A 17,002-nucleotide genomic window follows, 5' to 3' on the forward strand; every position below is an offset into this window, starting at 1 on the left:
CAGCCGCTCGCGGCATTGCGGGTCGATTCACCCGCTTCCTTCGACGCGGCGGTTGCGGCGAATTCCGGCAAGCCGATCCTGGTTTCGTTCGGCGCTGACTGGTGCACGGTCTGCAAATCGAACGAAGCCATCATGAACCGACCGGAGATCCGCCGGCGCCTCGATGCGATGCCGGTCATCGATGTCGACGTCACCGGGCAGGACGCCGGCGCTCAGGCGCTGATGACGCGCTTCTCGGTGGTCGGCCCGCCGACATTGTTTCTCCTCGATACCGAAGGCCGCGAGATTCGCGGCTCGCGCATCATCGGCCCGATCACCGCCGATGAGATATCCGGGCGCCTTTCGCGCGCCGGAGCCTGATTCACGCCAAGCAGATCCAGAAGAAGACCGAGGAAGACCCATGGACCGCAGACAGTTTTGCAGGATGACCGCCGGAGCGGGCGCTGCCACGCTTTTCATCGCCGCCGCCGGCCAGCGGGCACTCGCCCAGGACGTCGACGTGAAGGCCATTCTTCATGACCCGGAAGCGCCCGAGGCAGGCAATCCGAAAGGCGACGTCACCATCGTGAATTTCACGGATTACAATTGTCCGTTCTGCAAGAAGGCGGAGCCCGATCTCAATCGGATCGTCAAGCAGGACGGCAAGGTCAGGCTCGTCTACAAGGATTGGCCGATCCTGAGCGAGGCGTCCGTCTATGGGGCCCAATTGGCCCTGGCCGCCAAGTACCAGGGCAGATACGACCTTGTCCATCATGCCCTGATGTCGATACCGGGCAAGAGGATCCCGAAGCCGAAGATGCTGGAGGCCGTGAAAAACTCCGGCGTCGACATGAACCGGCTGAACGCGGACCTGAAGGCGCATTCGGCGAGTATTTCGGCGCTGCTTCAGCGCAACCTGGATCAGGCCACGGCGCTCGGGCTGCAGGGAACGCCGACCTATCTGATCGGTCCCTTCAGGACGATGGCGCTGGACTATGCCGGCTTCAAGGAAGCGCTTGCGGAGGCGCGCCGCCGTCAGGCAGCCGGAGACCGCATGGAGTGACGCGCACTGTCCCTGCTACGGCGCGCCTTTCCGGTGCGCTTGCCTTGGTGATTTGTCTTGCCGCCTGCGTTTCTGCCCCCGGCGACGGATCGCCTCCCGCGGCGGTCGCCCCGGCGGTAGCGCCGGGAACCGGTCGATACGATGCGGTGGCGAACGAACCGTTTCCGGTTCCGCCGGTCAAGCTGAAATATCTGAAGCCGCAATTCATGCGCCAATATGTCGACGACCCCACCGGGCAGCCACCTGGAACGGTCGTGGTCGATCCCACCCATCGCTATCTCTATCTCGTCCAGGAAGGCGGCAAGGCCTTGCGCTACGGCGTAGGGGTCGGCCGGGCCGGCATGGAGTGGTCGGGCGCCGCCAATGTCGCCTACAAGCGTGAATGGCCGCGCTGGACGCCGACCGGAGACATGATCGCCCGCAATCCCGGGACATATAAAAAATGGGCGGGTGGAATGGAGGGCGGTTCGAACAATCCGCTGGGCGCCCGCGCGCTCTATCTGTTCGAGGGCGGCAAGGACACGCTCTATCGCATCCACGGCACCAATGAACCGTGGTCGATCGGCAAATCCATGTCCTCGGGCTGCATCCGGATGATGAACCAGGACATCATCGATCTGTATCGGCGCGTGCCCGACGGATCGAGGGTCGTGGTTTTGCCTGTCGCGGCTGGAATTGCGAAAAATGAAAAAGATCGACCTGAGAGCCCGGGCACCGGAACCTAGGCGTTTCTTCGGGCGGAAGCGACCCTCGTGCAGGCGGTGTTTCCGTCTTCGATGACCTTCGCCGCGGCCTGCTCGGACGCATCCGCGGCCGATGGAGGATAAGCGGCGCATGCTGCTTGGCGCCCGGGCTTATGCGTGCAAAGGTCGCCGCTCTGCCAGGAACCTGCCCATGCCGATTCATCCTGCCTTTACGTCATCGATCGCCGCGCCGCGCCGGGGGCTGTGATGGATCCCGAGCGCTCCAACGGCATCCACCACGTCACGCTGATCACGCGCGACGTGCAGGCGAATGTCGATTTCTATGTCGGTTTCCTGGGCCTGCACCTGGTCAAACGGACCGGCGGCTATGAAGACGGACAGCAATTGCACCTGTTCTACGGTGACGACCAAGGGGCACCCGGCTCCCTTGTCACGTTTCTGGTCTGGCAGGACGGTGCGCCGGGCCGGGCGGGGCTCGGCCAGGTGTCGGAAATCGCCTTTGCCGTGCCGGCGACAAGCATCGGCGGCTGGCTGGTGCGGGCGCTCGACCAGGGGGTGCCGGTGCAGGGACCTCTGCGCGAATTCGGTGAACCCGTGCTGCGGCTGAAGGACCCGGATGGTTTCATCGTCAAGCTGGTGGGGCTAGCCGAAAGCGCAACCGGCTCCGAAAACGCGGTCGGCAGGCTGCGCGCCGTCACCATCCTCACCGGTGATGCCGATGAGACGGCAGCCTTCGTTCGCCGCTTCGGTTACAAGCCCGGGCCGGCGGCCGAAAACATCCGTCGCCTGGTGTCCAATGCCGACGCCGTCGATGTGCGCAACGCGGCTGGCTATGTTCCCGGCCTGCCGGGCACGGGCACAGCGGACCATGTCGCGTTCCGAGCTGCCGACGTGGCGGCCTTGCAGGACGTCGAAGCCTCCCTGTCGAGGCTGAACTCGTCGCCGACGACTGTTCACGACCGCAAATATTTCACCTCGCTCTACGTTCGCGAACCGGGTGGCACGCTGTTCGAACTGGCGACCGACGGACCGGGCTTCGCCATCGACGAGCCCGCCGGGCATCTCGGCGAGACCTTGTTCGTCCCGCCGCACGATGCCGCACGAGCCGAGGACCTTAAGGTCATGCTGCCGCAGTTCTCCATGCCGGGCGAACCGCGCCTGCCCAGGCGCGATCTGCCCTTCGTGCATCGCTTCTACACGCCTGAGGATCCGGACGGCAGCACCTTTGTCCTGCTGCACGGAACGGGCGGCAGCGAGGCGGATCTCATGCCGCTGGCGCATCGCATGGCGCCGCGCGCCACCCTGCTGGGCGTTCGCGGGCGCAGCCACGAGGAAGGCATCGCCCGCTGGTTCCGGCGCATGTCGCCGAAGGTTTTCGACCAGGCCGATATCCGTTCCGAAGCGGAGGCCTTCGAGGCGTTCATGGAAGGCGCGATCTCGGGCTATGGCCTGGAGGCCGGGCGTATCACTTTTCTCGGCTATTCGAACGGCGCCAACTTCGCCGCTGCCGTGATGGCCCTGCATCCGGCGGTGATCCGGCGCGCCATCCTGCTGCGCGCGGTGCCGGTGCTCGATCCGCTGCCGGAGGCCGATCTGACCGGAAGCGAGGTGCTGGTCATCAGCGGTGAGCAGGACCCGTTCGGTGACGGTGCGCCGGTGCTTGTCGAATGGCTCGAAACGCATGGTGCCGGTACCGAGCACCGCACGGTCGCCGCAGGCCATCAATTGACGGCCGACGACGAGACGATCGGGCGGCGCTGGTCCCAGCGAACGCCCCCCGGCAATGGCTTCATTCATCGGAACGAAAGCGGCTCGGCTTTCTGACCCGTCTAGAGCGTTTCCGATTTTCTCGGAAACGCTCTAACTATTTGTTTTTACACAATTCCAGACGGAAAATAGCTACACACTTCTCCTGGAATTTCTATAGGGTACGCGGATAAATTCAGCCTGTTTTGGTGGTGGACAGCATCAAGATCGCAAGCTGGCTCTGCCGACTGGTTTCGGTCTTCGCGAAGACCCTCTTGAGCTGTGTGCGTACCGTATGGACGCTGACACCTCGCGCATCGGCATAGTCGCGAGGCGACATGCCTCCGGCTATGGCCTGGGCAAGGGCAATTTCGGCGGACGTCAAGCCATAGTTCCGAGAGATAGCCGCGAGTTGTGCGGGACGCGGGGAAGGGGTCCGGATGACCAGGCTGGCGATAGGCAGATCATCGAAAGCCTGATCGAAGATTGACTGGTTCGATGTGCTGCGTTCGATGGGGGCCATCATTGCGCGCAGCGGTGCGCCAATTGCCTGGCGAACGACGAAATCGCCTTGAAGTCGTGTGAAGTCTGTCCGTTTGATCGCGCTTAGTCCCGCCTGCAAGGCGGAGTCCGCCCTGGGGTCGCGGAATTGCAAACAGCCTCCCCGGCGAATGGACACCAAGCTTGCCTCCTTTTGCAGCGATGTTGCGGCACGGTTGGCGTGAGTGACCCGCCCATATTGGTCAATCAGAAAGAAGGCGTCCCCCGACACCTCCATCATTGTGCGGTAGTCTTCACCCTCGGTAAAAGGCGGAAGGTATCGCGTCATCTGGCAGGCGCGCGCGATGTGCGGCGCGAGCATGAAAAGCATCTTGTGCAATGAGGGTCGCACCCTATCGAATTCTTGATGCCGGATTGTTCCGGCTAAAAGCAGCAGCTTCCCTTGCGAGCGATGAAACACGATGGTGCTTGCAGAACAAAAATCCTGGTGCCTCAGGTAGTCGTTGTAAAACTCGGTTTTCAGCAGTTCGTCATTGTCAACAAGCTCTTCAGCCTGGATCACCTTACCGATCGGGGTGTTCCCCATTGCCGCGGCCCAGACGTTCCTTGACGCATAGTATTGCTCGTAACCGCGCAGGAAACCTGGGTCGACTTTGGATATGTAGATTCCCAACCCTGCCTTCGCGGCTGGATCGTGGGCTTGCAGGCTCATCACCGTGCCGCCCAGAAGGCTTGATAGCGTCTCGACAAAGGTCGTCCATTCGCGTGGCTCAGAACCTGCCCGATAGATCGAGTGAACCAGGCTGTTGAAGTCTTCGAGGGCTATGTTGGCCATGGGATCGCGCGAAGTCCCGCCGTGAGCTCAGATTATCAAAAACCTGCATATTGCTGGAGCTTTGTCGAGATGGTCAGCGATGCGCGCGTCAGATTGGTGCTTTGCGTGGTGACCGTCGGCCGGCTCTCAGCCTTCGATGAATTCCGCGAAGCCGGCCATGAAGTCGTTGAGCCGCGCCAGCGTCGCTTCGTCGGTCAGGTTGCCCTCATGGTCGAACACGGTTCCGGCGCGGGCGACGAGCATGCGGCCTGCCGCCCAATGACGCGTCCCCAGCGTGCGCAGCACCGGCAGCCAGTCGTTCTGCGACAGCACCGTGCCGAAGCCGCCCGGCGAGGCGCCGAGCAGCGCCACCGGCTTGCCGCCGAAGTGCCGGGGTATGTCGCTGGCCGGCCGGCTCATCCAGTCGATGGCGTTCTTGAACACGCCGGGGATGCCGTTGTTGTATTCCGGCGTGACCAGCAGCAGCCCGTCGGCGGCAAGCAGGCTGTCCTTCAGCGCTTGCACGGCGGGCGGAATGCCGTGCGCGGCCTCGTCGTCGGCGTTGTACAGCGGCACCTCATGGATCGAGCCGATGACGACATTCGTAGACGGAGAAGCGGCTGCGGCCGCCGCCCTGAGCAGGCCCGCGTTGAAGGAAGCCTGCCGCAGGCTACCGGACAGTCCAAGGATGGTGGTCATATCGCTGTTCTCCCAAGGCGGTCTCGCGGCGAGCATATCGCCACGAGACCTGTTCATGCTTAGTCCAACGGTTTCAGATTTGCCTCGATCGCGGCGCGCTTGCCTTCCAGGAAGGGCGGCAAAGCGAGACGTTCGCCGAGGCTCTCCAGCGGCTCGTCGGCGGTGAAGCCGGGGCCGTCGGTGGCGATCTCGAACAGGTTGCCGCCGGGCTCGCGGAAATAGAGCGAGCGGAAATAATAGCGCTCGACCTCGCCGGAACTCGGAATCCTGAACTCCGAAAGCCGTGCCGCCCAGTCGCGGATCGCCGGGATGTCGGGCGTGCGGAACGCGACATGGTGGACCGCGCCGGCACCTTGCCGCGCGATCGGCAGGTCGGGCTGCACGGCGACATGCAGTTCGGCCGCCGGACCGCCTTCGCCCATGGTGTAGACATGGACGTCGCCCTGTCCGTCAGGGGAGGCATAATGCCGTTCCTGCTTCATATTGAGCACGCGCGTCAGCACCGCATCGGTCGGCCCGAGCGTCGGCACCGAGATGGTGATCGGGCCGAGGCCGCGGATCTGGTTTGCGGCCGACACCGGGCTGCGATCCCAGGCATGGGCCTCGCCACGGCCGCCGTCGTCGATCAGGCGGAAGCGCTGGCCTTCCGGATCCTCGAATTCGATCGCGGCGCGGCCGTCGATCGTCTTGATCGCATCGGCACTCACGCCGGTATCCTTGAAGCGGGCAGCCCAGTAGTTCAGGCTTTCTTCGCCGGACACGCGCAGGCCGGTGCGGCTGATCGAATGCGTGCCGCGTCGTTCCGGCGAAACCGGCCAGTCGAAGAAGGTGAGGTCGGTGCCCGGCGTGGCTTCGCCGTCGGCGTAGAACAGGTGATAGGCGCTGGTGTCGTCCTGGTTGACGGTCTTCTTGACCAGCCGCAGGCCGAGCGTCTCGGTGTAGAAGCGTTTGTTGGCGGGCGCGTTCGCGGTGATCGCCGTCAGATGGTGGATGCCGGTCAGGTTCATCTCGGTCACTCCTTGTTGGCTGCGACCAGAATGATCGCTTTGTTGTCGCCAATATGAGGGCATCGTTCGCTGCTGTTTAGCCGCTATCTGCCGGACCCGGCGTTCGCGATTCGCGAACGCCCCGGCATCGGAAAACCGTTCGCGATTCACGAACGGTTTTCCGATGCCGGGTCCGTGCAAATCGGATAGAACGGCGGCATGAAATGGTCGGTCGAGGAAATCAGGACGTTCCTGGATGTCATGGAGGCGGGCACTGTTTCGGGTGCCGCCGCACGCTCCAACCTGTCGAAATCGGTCGTCAGCAAACGCATCACCGATCTTGAGGCGGCGCTCGGCACCGCGTTGTTCAGGCGCCATGCCGGACGCATCACGCCGACGGAAAGCGCCGAGGAACTGGCGCTGCGGCTACGCCCGGCTCTGGCGGAAATGAACGATGCCGTCGAAAGCGCCGCCTGGGGCATGGCAGGCCTCAGGGGATCGCTCGCCATTGCCGCACCGATGAGTTTCGGCATCAGCCATCTCAGCCCCGTGGTCGCCGACTTCGCGCGCCAGCATCCCGATCTCGCCATCACGCTCGATTATGACGACAGGACGGTTGACCTCGTGCGCGGCCGTTTCGACCTGGCTGTCCGGATCGGCCAGTTGCGCGATTCCGGGCTGATCGTCCGCAAGCTTTGCGAAGATCCAAGGGTGGTTGTGGCAAGCCCGGACTATCTGACCCGGCGCGGCACGCCGGAAAGCCTTGAAGATCTGCAGGCGCATTCCAGCATCGGCTACCTCAACGTCCACGCCGCCAGCGTCTGGCAATTCCAGGGCGAGGACGGAGCGGTGACCGGCGTTTCGATGCAGAGCCGCGTCATCGCGAACAATGGCGAGGCCATGCGCGACATGGCGATTGCCGGCCTCGGTGTCGCGCTGCTGCCGCTGTTCGTTGCCGATGAGGCGCTGCGGCAGGGCCGGTTGGTCAAGGTCGCGGCGAAGCTGACGCCGGTGCCGTTGCCGATCTCGCTCGTCTGGCCGCCGGTCAAGCCGATGTCGATGAAACTGCGCGCGATCGTCGATCACCTCGCCAAGGCTTTCGCTGAGCGTCCGCCCTGGCTGTCCTAGAGCATTTCCGCGTCCCTCCGGATCGCGGAAACGCTCTAACTTCTTTACGCAATTCCGGTCGCAGACCACTGCGCACTTTTCCTGGAATTGCACTAGACGCTGTATTCGACGAGCAGCATCACATCCAGCAATTTCCCGAAATCGACTGCGGCGTTGCCGGCTCTCGCGAAGGTTATCGTCAGCTTCTGGTCGAGCGTCTTGCCGATCAGCGGATTGAGCTCCGCGGCTGGAACGGCGCTGCCCGGCAGCCGGAGCGGCTCGCCGTTCGAGAGCGCGTAACCATCCTTGGTTTTGAAGGCGATGGTCCCTGTCGAGGTCACCATAGACGCTTTGACGGCAGCCTCCGCCAACCCCGGCAGCAGCACGCCGAGATTGACGATCTTGCGGACCTGGCCGCTGGCTGCCGGCAGCAGTGCCGGCAGGTCGAACGCGATCTTGATCTGAGCGGCGCCGCCATCCTTGAATTTGGCAAAGCCGGCCGCGTCGATCCGGCGGCCTGAAAGCATGATGCTGTGATGTTCGGCTGTAGGCGCGCTCGACGGCAAGCTGTTCGCATAGAGGGCGCGGCCTTCGACCGTGACCAGCACGTCCAGTAATCCATTCATCGCCGGCGCGGTCACAGGTTCGCTGAAAGTCAAGCGCCACAGGCTGGTGGTGCCGCTTCCTTCGAAAGGCTTCAGCACGTCGCTCGGCAAGACCGTTTCGGAAAGACGTGTCGTAGCGGCAAGCTCTCCGATTGGTAGGGCCGCCGGTGCCGCAACCAGCGGCGCGGCCGACATCGTCTCGTCGCGGCTGGCGATCGAAACGCCGGGATTGGAAAGGATCCCGTGCAGGCCTTTCGGCGCCGCCGCGCCGGAAAGCACGGTCGAGACGGTATCGATGCGGTGACCGAAGGTTCCAGGATAGGCAATTCTGAGTGTTGCCTCGTTGGTGAGGAACTCGCATCGGCCGAGCGCCTTCAATTGGCCGAAGGCAAGCGGAAAATCGGCCAGCAGCGAGAATGTATGGCGGAACGGCACCATCGCTTTCGTCCCGGCGATGCGCGAGGCTTCCAGCTCGGCGAGATCGAGCTGCAGGAGATCCGCCCCTGTCACCCCCTGCAATGCGCGCGGGAAATAATCGAGCCGCATGAGGTTGATGTTGCGCGACTGCTCGAAGGCCAATGCCCGTTCGGCCAGCCAGCCGGCCCATGCCCCGAGTTCGAGATAACGTTGCATGGCCCGCTTCATGACGTTCGCCATGGCGACATAAAAGTCGCCGTTCAGCAGCTTGTTGTCGTGATAGGCAAGCAGGTTACGACCCAACTGCACGTCGGCGGCGACGATGTCGCTGTTCAGCCGCGCGATCTTCAGTTCGCTGTCCTTGACGGATTTGGCGACCTTGGCCGCGGGCATGGCGACATTTTCCAGCGCTTTGATCTGGTCGCCGAGATTGCTGTAGGTGTCGGCCATCGCCGACATCGATGTGTATCCGGCATAGCCGAAGACCGCGAAGCCCGCTGTCACCGTCGCGGCGGCGCCTATGCCCATGAAGCCGGCAGCTCCCGCCGAGGAAAGGCCGGCCTCGGAAGCGGCGGCGCCGCCGAGGGCTTCGGCCGCGCCGCCAGGCAGGCCTTTGAACGTCTTCACCAGGCCGCCCGCGAAGTCGCTGAACTGGTTCCAGAACGATTCCTTCTCCGTCAATTCCTTGCGCTTGGCATCGATCTGCTTCTGCACCACGTCGATCTGCTGTTGCGCCTGGGTGACGCCGACATTGGCGATCTTGATCTGCTCGGATGCGATATCCTGCTGCTTGAGCGCCTTGGTGACCAGGTTGGAGATCTTGAGCTCTTCGACGGTGATGTTCTCCAACCCCGTCATCGCATTCAGGAAATCCTGCTGCGCGGCCTTGGCGAGGGCCGCAAACCGATCCGCCGAATCCTTCAGGCTGCGATAACGCAGGGTCGGGACATGGGCGTCGGTGTAGCCGTAATAGTTGAGGCCACGGCCGATCTTGTAGAGCGCCAGGCTGGCGCGTTGCGTTTGCGAGGCGCGCGAAGGGTTTCCTCTATTGTTGAAGAAGATGCCCGGAATCACCGGCAGGGGCTCCCATTGCGGACTGACGCCGGGGTCTTCGCCGTGCAGCCACATCACACCCTTGTAGAGTTCACGGGCACGCGCCACGCTCGATGCATCGTTCGAACGGAACAGCAGGTCCGCCCATGCAAGCATCGCGTCGCCAAGACGAAGCGCGATGAATTTACGCTCTAGGCGATGGAGAAGCGGTGCGATGCCTCTGGGGCGGAACGGATAGAGGGCAGGCGCCGTGCTGTAGACCGGTCGCGCGTAGATCCGGTCGGGTTCGAGCGGGTCGGTGTAAAGTCCTGCTTCCTTTTCCGAATTCAGGAAGGTGTAGGGCAGGTTGCCGGCATTGTAGAGGTTCGGGTCGCCGTCATTCCACCAGTCGAACGGTCCGGATTCGCTGTCGAATTCCGCCGCGCCGATGGCCACCGCCGACAGCACCGCATAGTGACGATTGGCTTCGGGCAGACGGCCCAGCGCCAGCAGGCAGTCGCCCATCCAAATATTGTAGGCGTAGCTGAAGAACATGATCAGCCACATCACCTGGCGGTCTTTATACCAATCCGCGAATGAAATCGGATCGGGGTTGAAATCGCTGTCCGGCATCTGCATCAGCAGCTCGAACTTCAACAGCTCGGCCTTCTTCGACACGTTGAAACGCCGGCGCTGGGCCAGGATCGACTTGTAGCCATATTCTGTGACGAGGCCGTCCTGCATCTGACCGAACGCAGCCTCCCAGGCCGCGCGATAGCGGTTGGCTGCTATCCGGTATTCGCCCTTGTCGAACGCGGCGTGAGCCTTGTCGACCTCATCCATCACGGCCTGTGTTTTCTGAATCCAGGATTTGTAGGGGCTGGAGTCGAGCGAGCTGCCGTTGAGCCGCATCCTGGAACTGTCCAGCATGCGCCGAAGCGACAGGAAGTTCTCGGGATAGAAGGGAGCCGTCGCATCGAGCCATTCCTCGTATTCGAGGAAGAAAGGTGCCTCTTGCAGCATCATCGGCTGCACGATGGGTTGTTGATAGACATCGGGCAGGGCGTGAGCTGGATCGAGATCGGACTGGAAACTGTCGCGCAGGAACCCGAGCAATGTGGCGATGTTTTCCTCCACCGGCGAGGATTGCGCGCTGTCCGGCCGCTCGACGTCGATGCGGTAGCGCAGGCTGAATTCGGCTGCGAACGCGCCGCTTTGGGCAATGAGGTTATCGAGATAGTCGCGGTCTCTGGACGTGCCCTGGGCGGGGATATCGGCCGCCGCCACGCCGCATCCGATGTCCGCCGGGGGCGCGGCGGCAGTCAGGATGTTGCGCACGATCGCTATGACCAGCTTGTTGGCCGGGACGCGCGAGACGTCCGTCGTGGCGAAATTCTGCTTGAACCGGTTGTTCAGCTGTTCGAGCGCTTGCGCCGGCGAAGCATTGCCGCCTGTGATCCAGGGATTTTTGTTCCTGAGCGCGATGTATTTCTGCCATGTCTCCACCAGGTAGTCGCGATAGCCGATATAGGGCGATGGCGGAAACTGAGGGATGCCGAGCTTGCCAGGCACGATATATTTCGCGCCGATTTCCTGGATGAGATCGCCAAACCGGATGGTGTTCGTATTTTTCAGCGCAATCGGCCAATCGACCTGGTTCAGTCCATCGAAACTGCGCACTTTCGCTTCGAGTGTTGCAAGGGCAGCCGCGACATCCTTGCGTTCGCGCACCTGCCGCAGGGAATCCTGATAGGACCGCAGCCCTTCGTCCTGGCTGAGTTCCGCGAAACCCGGCAGAGGCGCTGTCTTGCCGAGTAGCCCGGTCGGATCCAGGAAAACACGCTCCAGCCACGCGGCGGCTTCGGCGGCCTCGATCGCATCCAGCCCGCGTCGCGCCGTGGGGTTGTTCGCGAAGGCAGCAAGGCCGGACAAGCTGGCCACATTGGCCTTTGCGGCAGCCTTGAGCCAGCCGTCGATCCTGGAACTTGCGAGCTTGCGGCGTGCGACGGTGAAAACGAGGTCGTCGCGCCACTCGCTTGCACGCAACGTCGGGGTCGTCTCGACCGTCTTGCCGGCACTTTTCACGACGACGCGCAGGCTGAGCATATCTCCGCATCGCAGCAGCGATCTGGCCGAAGACGACAGCGCCTGGTCATCGAGGGAAAGAGCGAAACTGCCGTCGGCCGCCGTGGTCGCGGTCGCCAGCGGGATGGTGAACCATGCTTTTGGAAGATCGAGATCGTGACTGCTGGTCTTGCCGGCTGGTGCCAGCATCGCGACGATCTCGGCGCCGGCTATGGGGATCTGTGTGTCTGCGAGGTATAGAACGCCTCGATGCGAGGGCAGGGTTTTCGATGGCGATATCTCTGCGGCTGGTGAAACTCGGTCAAGCATCGTCGTGCCTTTCGTCCCGTGTGCAGAACGAAAGTCGCTATTCGCAACTGCTGGAGCAGACTATGAAGTGCTTCACAGTTTTCTAATGTAATCGGTCGAGCCGGGTCATCGCAGGCAGGGCCCGGTTATCCTTTGCCGGTGATGCTGCGGCCCGGATGCCGGACGCGGGTTGGCGTCATGCCGGTATGCTGGCGGAACACCCGGCTGAAATGCCCGGCATTTTCGAAGCCGCATCGGTAGGCGATTTCCCCGATCTGCAGGTCGCTGCCTTCCAGCAGGGATCTTGCGTAATGCACGCGCAGCGCCAGATAGGCGGCCATCGGGCTGGTGCCGAGCTCCGTCGCGAAGAGGCGCTCGAGCTGGCGCCTCGAGCAGTTCAGCCGGCTTGCGATCTCGGCGACCGGCACCTTCTCCTGGAGATTGCTTTCCATCAAGAGCAGGGCCCGCTTCACCGCACGGCTTGAGGCTTCGGGAAACAGGTCGCCTACGGGCTGCACGTCCCCGATGTTGCGGATGCGATCCAGCACAAGGATCTTGGCGGCCTTCTCCGCCGCCTTCTGACCGATGAATTGCGACACGAAATAGCCGGCGAGGTCGGCGGCACCGGTACCGCCTGCGCATGTCGCGCGGCCGCGGTCGACGGAAAACAGACTGTCCGCATGTGCGCTCACGTCCGGGAACTCGGCGCGGAAATCCTTGATGTGAAACCAGCTTACGGCGGCGCTGTAGCCGTCCAGCAATCCATAGCGCGCGAGCACGAAGCTTCCGGTGCAGAGCGCGGTTATGGGCACTCCCTTCTGGGCTGCCTTGAGCAGGAATGCTTCCTTTTCCGAACTGAGCCTGCGGTTGGTGTCAAGCAGGCCGCCGACGACCACGACGTTGTCGAAATCCTCCGGATTGCCGATCGCCGTCGTCGGCAGCAATTCGACGCCACAGCTCGCCCTGATCGGCAGGCCGCGCTCGCCGACGATCTGCCAGTCGAATTCCACCCTGCGGCTGCGATCGCCCTCGTCGCCGGCCAGGCGCAGCGTGTCGATGAACAGCGAGAGCGGCGACAGGGTGAAGTCGCGGACGAGGAGAAAAGCAAATTTCCTGGCCATTCTTTTCCGGCCCGTTCCTTTTCAGCATTGCCTTCGTGTCATCCGAAGCCATGCGGCGGCTTTCCATACCCCTGAGGCGCCGATCAATCCTTGCGGAAGATGATGCGGCCGAGCCAGCCGGTGATCATGGCGAGGCAGATGGCGAAGAAGCCATAGAGGAAGGAATAATCATGCGCGGCGCGGAAGACCGACTGTTCGAAGCCGGACTTGCGGATTTCGAGCTGGGCCGAGCTTTCCTTCACGAAGACGCCGTTCTTGAACAGGAAAGCACGCGCCTTGTGGGTGCCCACCGGCACGCTGGGCGCCAGCCGCACCGTGGCGCGGAACAGGTTCTGCGACAGGAACTGCACGCCACCGACATTCTCGCTGTATTGCCCGGTCGCCGCCTTTCTCTCGCGCAAGGCTGCGGTGAATTCGGCGATGGTGGCCGGGCTGTCGCCCTCGTCCATCGGCTGCATGTAGATGTTGTTGGCGCCGAGCGACAGCTGCTTGTAGCTGGCCGGTTCGGTGATGTCCTGGAAGGGACGCGTGGTGGCGACCGAATAGGAGACCGGCACGTTCTCGAAGGTTTCTGATTCCAGGTTGATCCACACGCCGAGGATGCGGTCCTTGCGGCGCACCACCACCGGCCGCGCCGGTCCTTCCAGCACCACGATGACGTCGTAGCGCCCCTGGCGGACAATCTGCAGATCGCCATCCTCCAGCGCGCCGAAGATGGTGAGGTCGGCGCCGGTGAAGCCGGCGGTGATCGTCACCTTGTCGGTGGAAAGCCCGATCTGGATGCTTTCCTGGTGCGGCGACTGCGCCGCCGCCGGCAGGGCGGCGGTGAGCGCAAAGAAGAACAGCACAACCGGCAGAGTTGGCGCTGCCATCAGCTCAGTCCCAGCGCTGAAAGCGAATAGCGGTTGGGCGGCGTCACGAACAGGTCGAAGGCGAGGCGGAGCGCCACCGCCAGAACCAGCAGCGCCAGCAGCGCGCGCAACTGCTCGCCGCGCAGCTTCTGGCCGGCCTTGGCGCCATATTGCGCGCCGGCAACGCCACCGACCATCAGCACGAAGGCCAGCATCACATCCACCGTCTGGTTGGTGGTGGCATGCACCAGCGTGGTGTAGGCCGAGGTGAAGATGATCTGGAACAGCGAGGTGCCGATCACGACATTGGTCGGCACTTTCAAAAGATAGATCAGCGCCGGCACCATGATGAAGCCGCCGCCGACACCCATGATCGACGACAGGAAGCCGATCGCCACACCCAGGCCAATCACGGGAATGACGCTGACGAACAGTTTCGAGGCGCGGAAGCGCATCTTGAGCGGCAGGCGGTGGATCCAGTTGTGCTGGCCGGATTTCTTGAGCACCGGCGCGGCGCCGCCGCGCGTGGTGCGCAGCGCATTGATGCTTTCCACCAGCATCAGGCCGCCGACTGTGCCGAGCAGCACGACGTAGAGCAGCGAGATGAACAGGTCGAGCTGGCCGATCTCGCGCAACAGGCCGAACACATAGATGCCGACCGTCGAGCCGACGACACCGCCGGCAAGCAGTACCCCTCCCAGCTTGAAGTCGAGCGTACCCCGCTTCATGTGCGACAATACGCCGGAGAAGGACGAGGCGATGACCTGGTTGGCGCCGGTGGCGACCGCGATCGCCGGCGGGATGTTGTAGAAGATCAGCAGCGGCGTGATGAGGAAGCCGCCGCCGACGCCGAACATGCCCGACAGGAAGCCCACCGCCGCGCCCATGGCGAGCAGCACGAGGATGTTGACGGATATTTCCGCAATCGGGAGATAAATGCTCACCCGTCAGTCTCGATCAATCCAGCCTCTCGGCGACAGAACCTCTGTCCCCTATAACACCGAAAAGCTAACTCGTTCTTGCGCCGGCGCCGCGCCCGGGAAAACCCGGAGCATCGTTACCGAAACAAAAACCGGTTCAATCAGTTAACAGGCATTTTGATGGCAAGGCGTCGCGAAGGCGACGCCTTTGGCGCTATTTGCGCGGCGTGATGCGAAGGGAACACGATCTCTCGATGTTCCGGTGTCGCGGCTGGGTCTGCACCGCTGTGCCTGCCGGCGGGCAGCATGAAACCTTACTTCCGCGCGAGCAGCGCCTTGACCAGCTTCTCGTCGACCGAGCCGGTTGCCGGCAGGTCGTTGTCGGTCTGGAAGGCCATGATCGCCTTCTTGGTCCTGTCGCCCATGACGCCGTCGGTGCCACCGGCGTCATAGCCGTTCTTGGCCAGGATGCGCTGGATGTTCCGGATCGCCTTCTTCATGTCGAAAGTGGCGGTCGTGCTCGGCGCATCCTGCCAGGCGCTGGGCATGTCGAGGGAATTGGCCGCCTCGTCGAGCGGCTTCGGCTTCCACAGGTCGGTGGCCTGCCTGGCGCGTTCGAGCTGTTCGGGGCGCAGCGCCTTGGCGATCTCGTCGCGCTTGGCGGCGGCGTCCTTGTCGCCGGATTTCGCCACCAGCGCGAACCACTTGTAGGACTCTTCCAGGTTCTGCTGCATGCCGGCGCCCTTGGCAGCCAGGATGCCCAGATTGAACTGGCTGTCCTTCACGCCGAGATCGGCGGCCTGGCTGAACCAGCGGGTCGCGGCGTCATTGTCGGCAGCGCCGTCGGCGCCCATGGCAAACAGCACCGCCAGATTGTGCATGGCGCTGGCGTTGCCCTTCTCGGCGGCACGGCGGTACCATTCCTTTGATTTGGCGATGTCGCGTTCGACGCCGATGCCCTTCTCGTAGAAATTGCCGATGCGGTATTCGGCCGGCGCGAAGCCACGCTCCGCCGCCTCGCCATACCATTTGGCGGCGGCCACCATGTCTTCCTTGACGCCGCGCGCTTCGGCATAGCGCGAACCGATCTCGAACAGCGCCTTGGCATCGCCCGCGGCAGCGGCATCGCGCAGCGCAACCGGGCCGACGGCCTGCGGAACTTCGATCGCATTCGCCGACGGATCGGCCGAGGTCTCGGCCGGCGCAACGGCGCCGGTCGAGACTTCCGTTGAGACGTCCGGCTTGGCCATGCCCGGCACGTCGATCGTCGGCAGGGTCACCGGCGCGGCGATCAGGGCAGGGGGCGCAGGCGCGGGATCGGCCTTGGCGATGGTTTCGGCCTCCGGCGCCGGCGCGTCGGCTGTCTGCGCGAGATCGTCCTTGGACCCCGGTTCGGGCAGGTCCTTGTTGTCGACGTTGCGCACCGGCGGCGCGTCGGCCGGGATCGGCACGGCCGGTGCCTCGGCGGCGGCAGGGGCCTGCGTGGGCGCCATTGAAGGCGCCTGCAGGGCAGGCGCCACTGTTGCGACGTCGGTCCTGTCCTCGATGGGGGCGATTTCGTTGACCGACACCTGTTCGGGATCGGACAGGAAGGCCTTGCCGAGTTGGAGACCGGCCAAAGCCAGCATGATCGCTGCAGCCGCCATCAGGATTGGCTTGCGGCGAGCCTTCAGCAGATTGCCGAAGCCGAAGGACTTGCCGCCGGCCGATTTGCCGGAATGGTGCTTGAGCGCTTCCGCTTCGGCGGCGGCCGCTTGTGCGGCGCGGCGTGCGGCGGCGATGAAATCGGCCTTCGACGCGTCGGTGGCATTCTGCTTGGCAGGCTGGCCACGCTCGTCGCGCACCCGCTTCATGATCGCGTTGAGGTCCGGCGCACCGGAGCCCGGCTCGAGCGGACGGTTGATCAGCTTCGGCTCCAGCGGCTCGTCGAGATCGACCGTCGGCACCTCCGCGCTTTCGGAAAGAGCGGTCGGCTGTGCGGTTTCGTTTTCGCGGCGCATCTTGAAAGCGCGCGCGATGCCGCCGAACATCGACTTGTTCTGGCCCGAGATTTCCGAATCCGCGGCGATGGCTTCGGAGCCAAG

Annotated in this window: 13 protein-coding genes; 5 read left to right on the forward strand and 8 right to left on the reverse strand. The window is 63.5% G+C overall.

Annotated features, from left to right (window positions below; all coding sequences use genetic code 11):
* From AO692_RS11750 to AO692_RS11765, 4 genes are all read left to right on the forward strand, one after another.
* Positions 1-360 (forward strand): thioredoxin domain-containing protein (locus AO692_RS11750; protein ID WP_152979816.1); only part of this gene is annotated, 360 nt, incomplete at its 5' end.
* A 64-nt stretch (positions 361-424) separates the two neighbouring features.
* On the forward strand, positions 425-1,042 hold the full coding sequence (locus AO692_RS11755) for a DsbA family protein (protein WP_244483339.1): 618 nt from the start codon (positions 425-427) through the stop codon (positions 1,040-1,042).
* The gene (locus AO692_RS11760) at positions 1,039-1,767 is read left to right on the forward strand and encodes a L,D-transpeptidase (RefSeq protein ID WP_082407334.1); all 729 of its coding nucleotides are present in this window, start codon (positions 1,039-1,041) and stop codon (positions 1,765-1,767) included. The genes AO692_RS11755 and AO692_RS11760 overlap by 4 nt, the downstream gene beginning before the upstream one ends.
* A gap of 225 nt (positions 1,768-1,992) precedes the next feature.
* Positions 1,993-3,570 carry a VOC family protein gene (locus tag AO692_RS11765; RefSeq protein WP_054310258.1) on the forward strand — a complete coding sequence of 526 codons (1,578 nt, stop codon included), beginning with the start codon at positions 1,993-1,995 and terminating at the stop codon, positions 3,568-3,570.
* Positions 3,571-3,688: 118 nt separating this feature from the next.
* On the opposite strand, the gene AO692_RS11770 is transcribed toward AO692_RS11765, so the two are convergent.
* The 3 genes from AO692_RS11770 to AO692_RS11780 all read right to left on the reverse strand — a co-directional run bounded on the left by AO692_RS11770 (position 3,689) and on the right by AO692_RS11780 (position 6,513).
* A complete protein-coding gene (locus AO692_RS11770) occupies positions 3,689-4,828 on the reverse strand; it encodes a helix-turn-helix transcriptional regulator (protein ID WP_054310250.1) in 1,140 nt (379 codons plus the stop codon).
* A 126-nt stretch (positions 4,829-4,954) separates the two neighbouring features.
* Positions 4,955-5,506 (reverse strand): NADPH-dependent FMN reductase, encoded by a 552-nt coding sequence (locus AO692_RS11775; RefSeq protein ID WP_054310251.1) that lies wholly within the window; start codon positions 5,504-5,506, stop codon positions 4,955-4,957.
* Positions 5,507-5,565: 59 nt separating this feature from the next.
* A complete protein-coding gene (locus AO692_RS11780) occupies positions 5,566-6,513 on the reverse strand; it encodes a ring-cleaving dioxygenase (protein WP_054310252.1) in 948 nt (315 codons plus the stop codon).
* A 198-nt stretch (positions 6,514-6,711) separates the two neighbouring features.
* On the opposite strand from AO692_RS11780, the gene AO692_RS11785 reads away from it, so the two are divergent.
* Positions 6,712-7,620: a LysR family transcriptional regulator gene (locus tag AO692_RS11785; RefSeq protein ID WP_054310253.1), complete on the forward strand. Its 909-nt coding sequence runs from the start codon at positions 6,712-6,714 to the stop codon at positions 7,618-7,620.
* A 92-nt stretch (positions 7,621-7,712) separates the two neighbouring features.
* On the opposite strand, the gene AO692_RS11790 is transcribed toward AO692_RS11785, so the two are convergent.
* From AO692_RS11790 to AO692_RS11810, 5 genes are all read right to left on the reverse strand, one after another.
* Entirely contained in the window at positions 7,713-12,047 is a 4,335-nt protein-coding gene (locus AO692_RS11790; RefSeq protein ID WP_210168296.1) for a hypothetical protein, read from the reverse strand.
* A gap of 125 nt (positions 12,048-12,172) precedes the next feature.
* Positions 12,173-13,147, reverse strand: a complete 975-nt coding sequence (locus tag AO692_RS11795; protein WP_054310255.1) for a GlxA family transcriptional regulator — start codon at positions 13,145-13,147, stop codon at positions 12,173-12,175.
* 83 nt (positions 13,148-13,230) lie between these two features.
* On the reverse strand, positions 13,231-14,019 hold the full coding sequence (locus tag AO692_RS11800; protein WP_054310256.1) for a TIGR02186 family protein: 789 nt from the start codon (positions 14,017-14,019) through the stop codon (positions 13,231-13,233).
* Entirely contained in the window at positions 14,019-14,942 is a 924-nt protein-coding gene (locus AO692_RS11805; RefSeq protein ID WP_054310257.1) for a sulfite exporter TauE/SafE family protein, read from the reverse strand. Before AO692_RS11805 ends, AO692_RS11800 begins: the two co-directional genes overlap by 1 nt.
* A gap of 290 nt (positions 14,943-15,232) precedes the next feature.
* On the reverse strand, positions 15,233-17,002 hold a 1,770-nt coding region (locus AO692_RS11810; protein WP_161808065.1), incomplete at its 5' end, for an SEL1-like repeat protein.

This window comes from Mesorhizobium sp. 1M-11 (assembly GCF_001303895.1).
Lineage (GTDB): Bacteria > Pseudomonadota > Alphaproteobacteria > Rhizobiales > Rhizobiaceae > Mesorhizobium.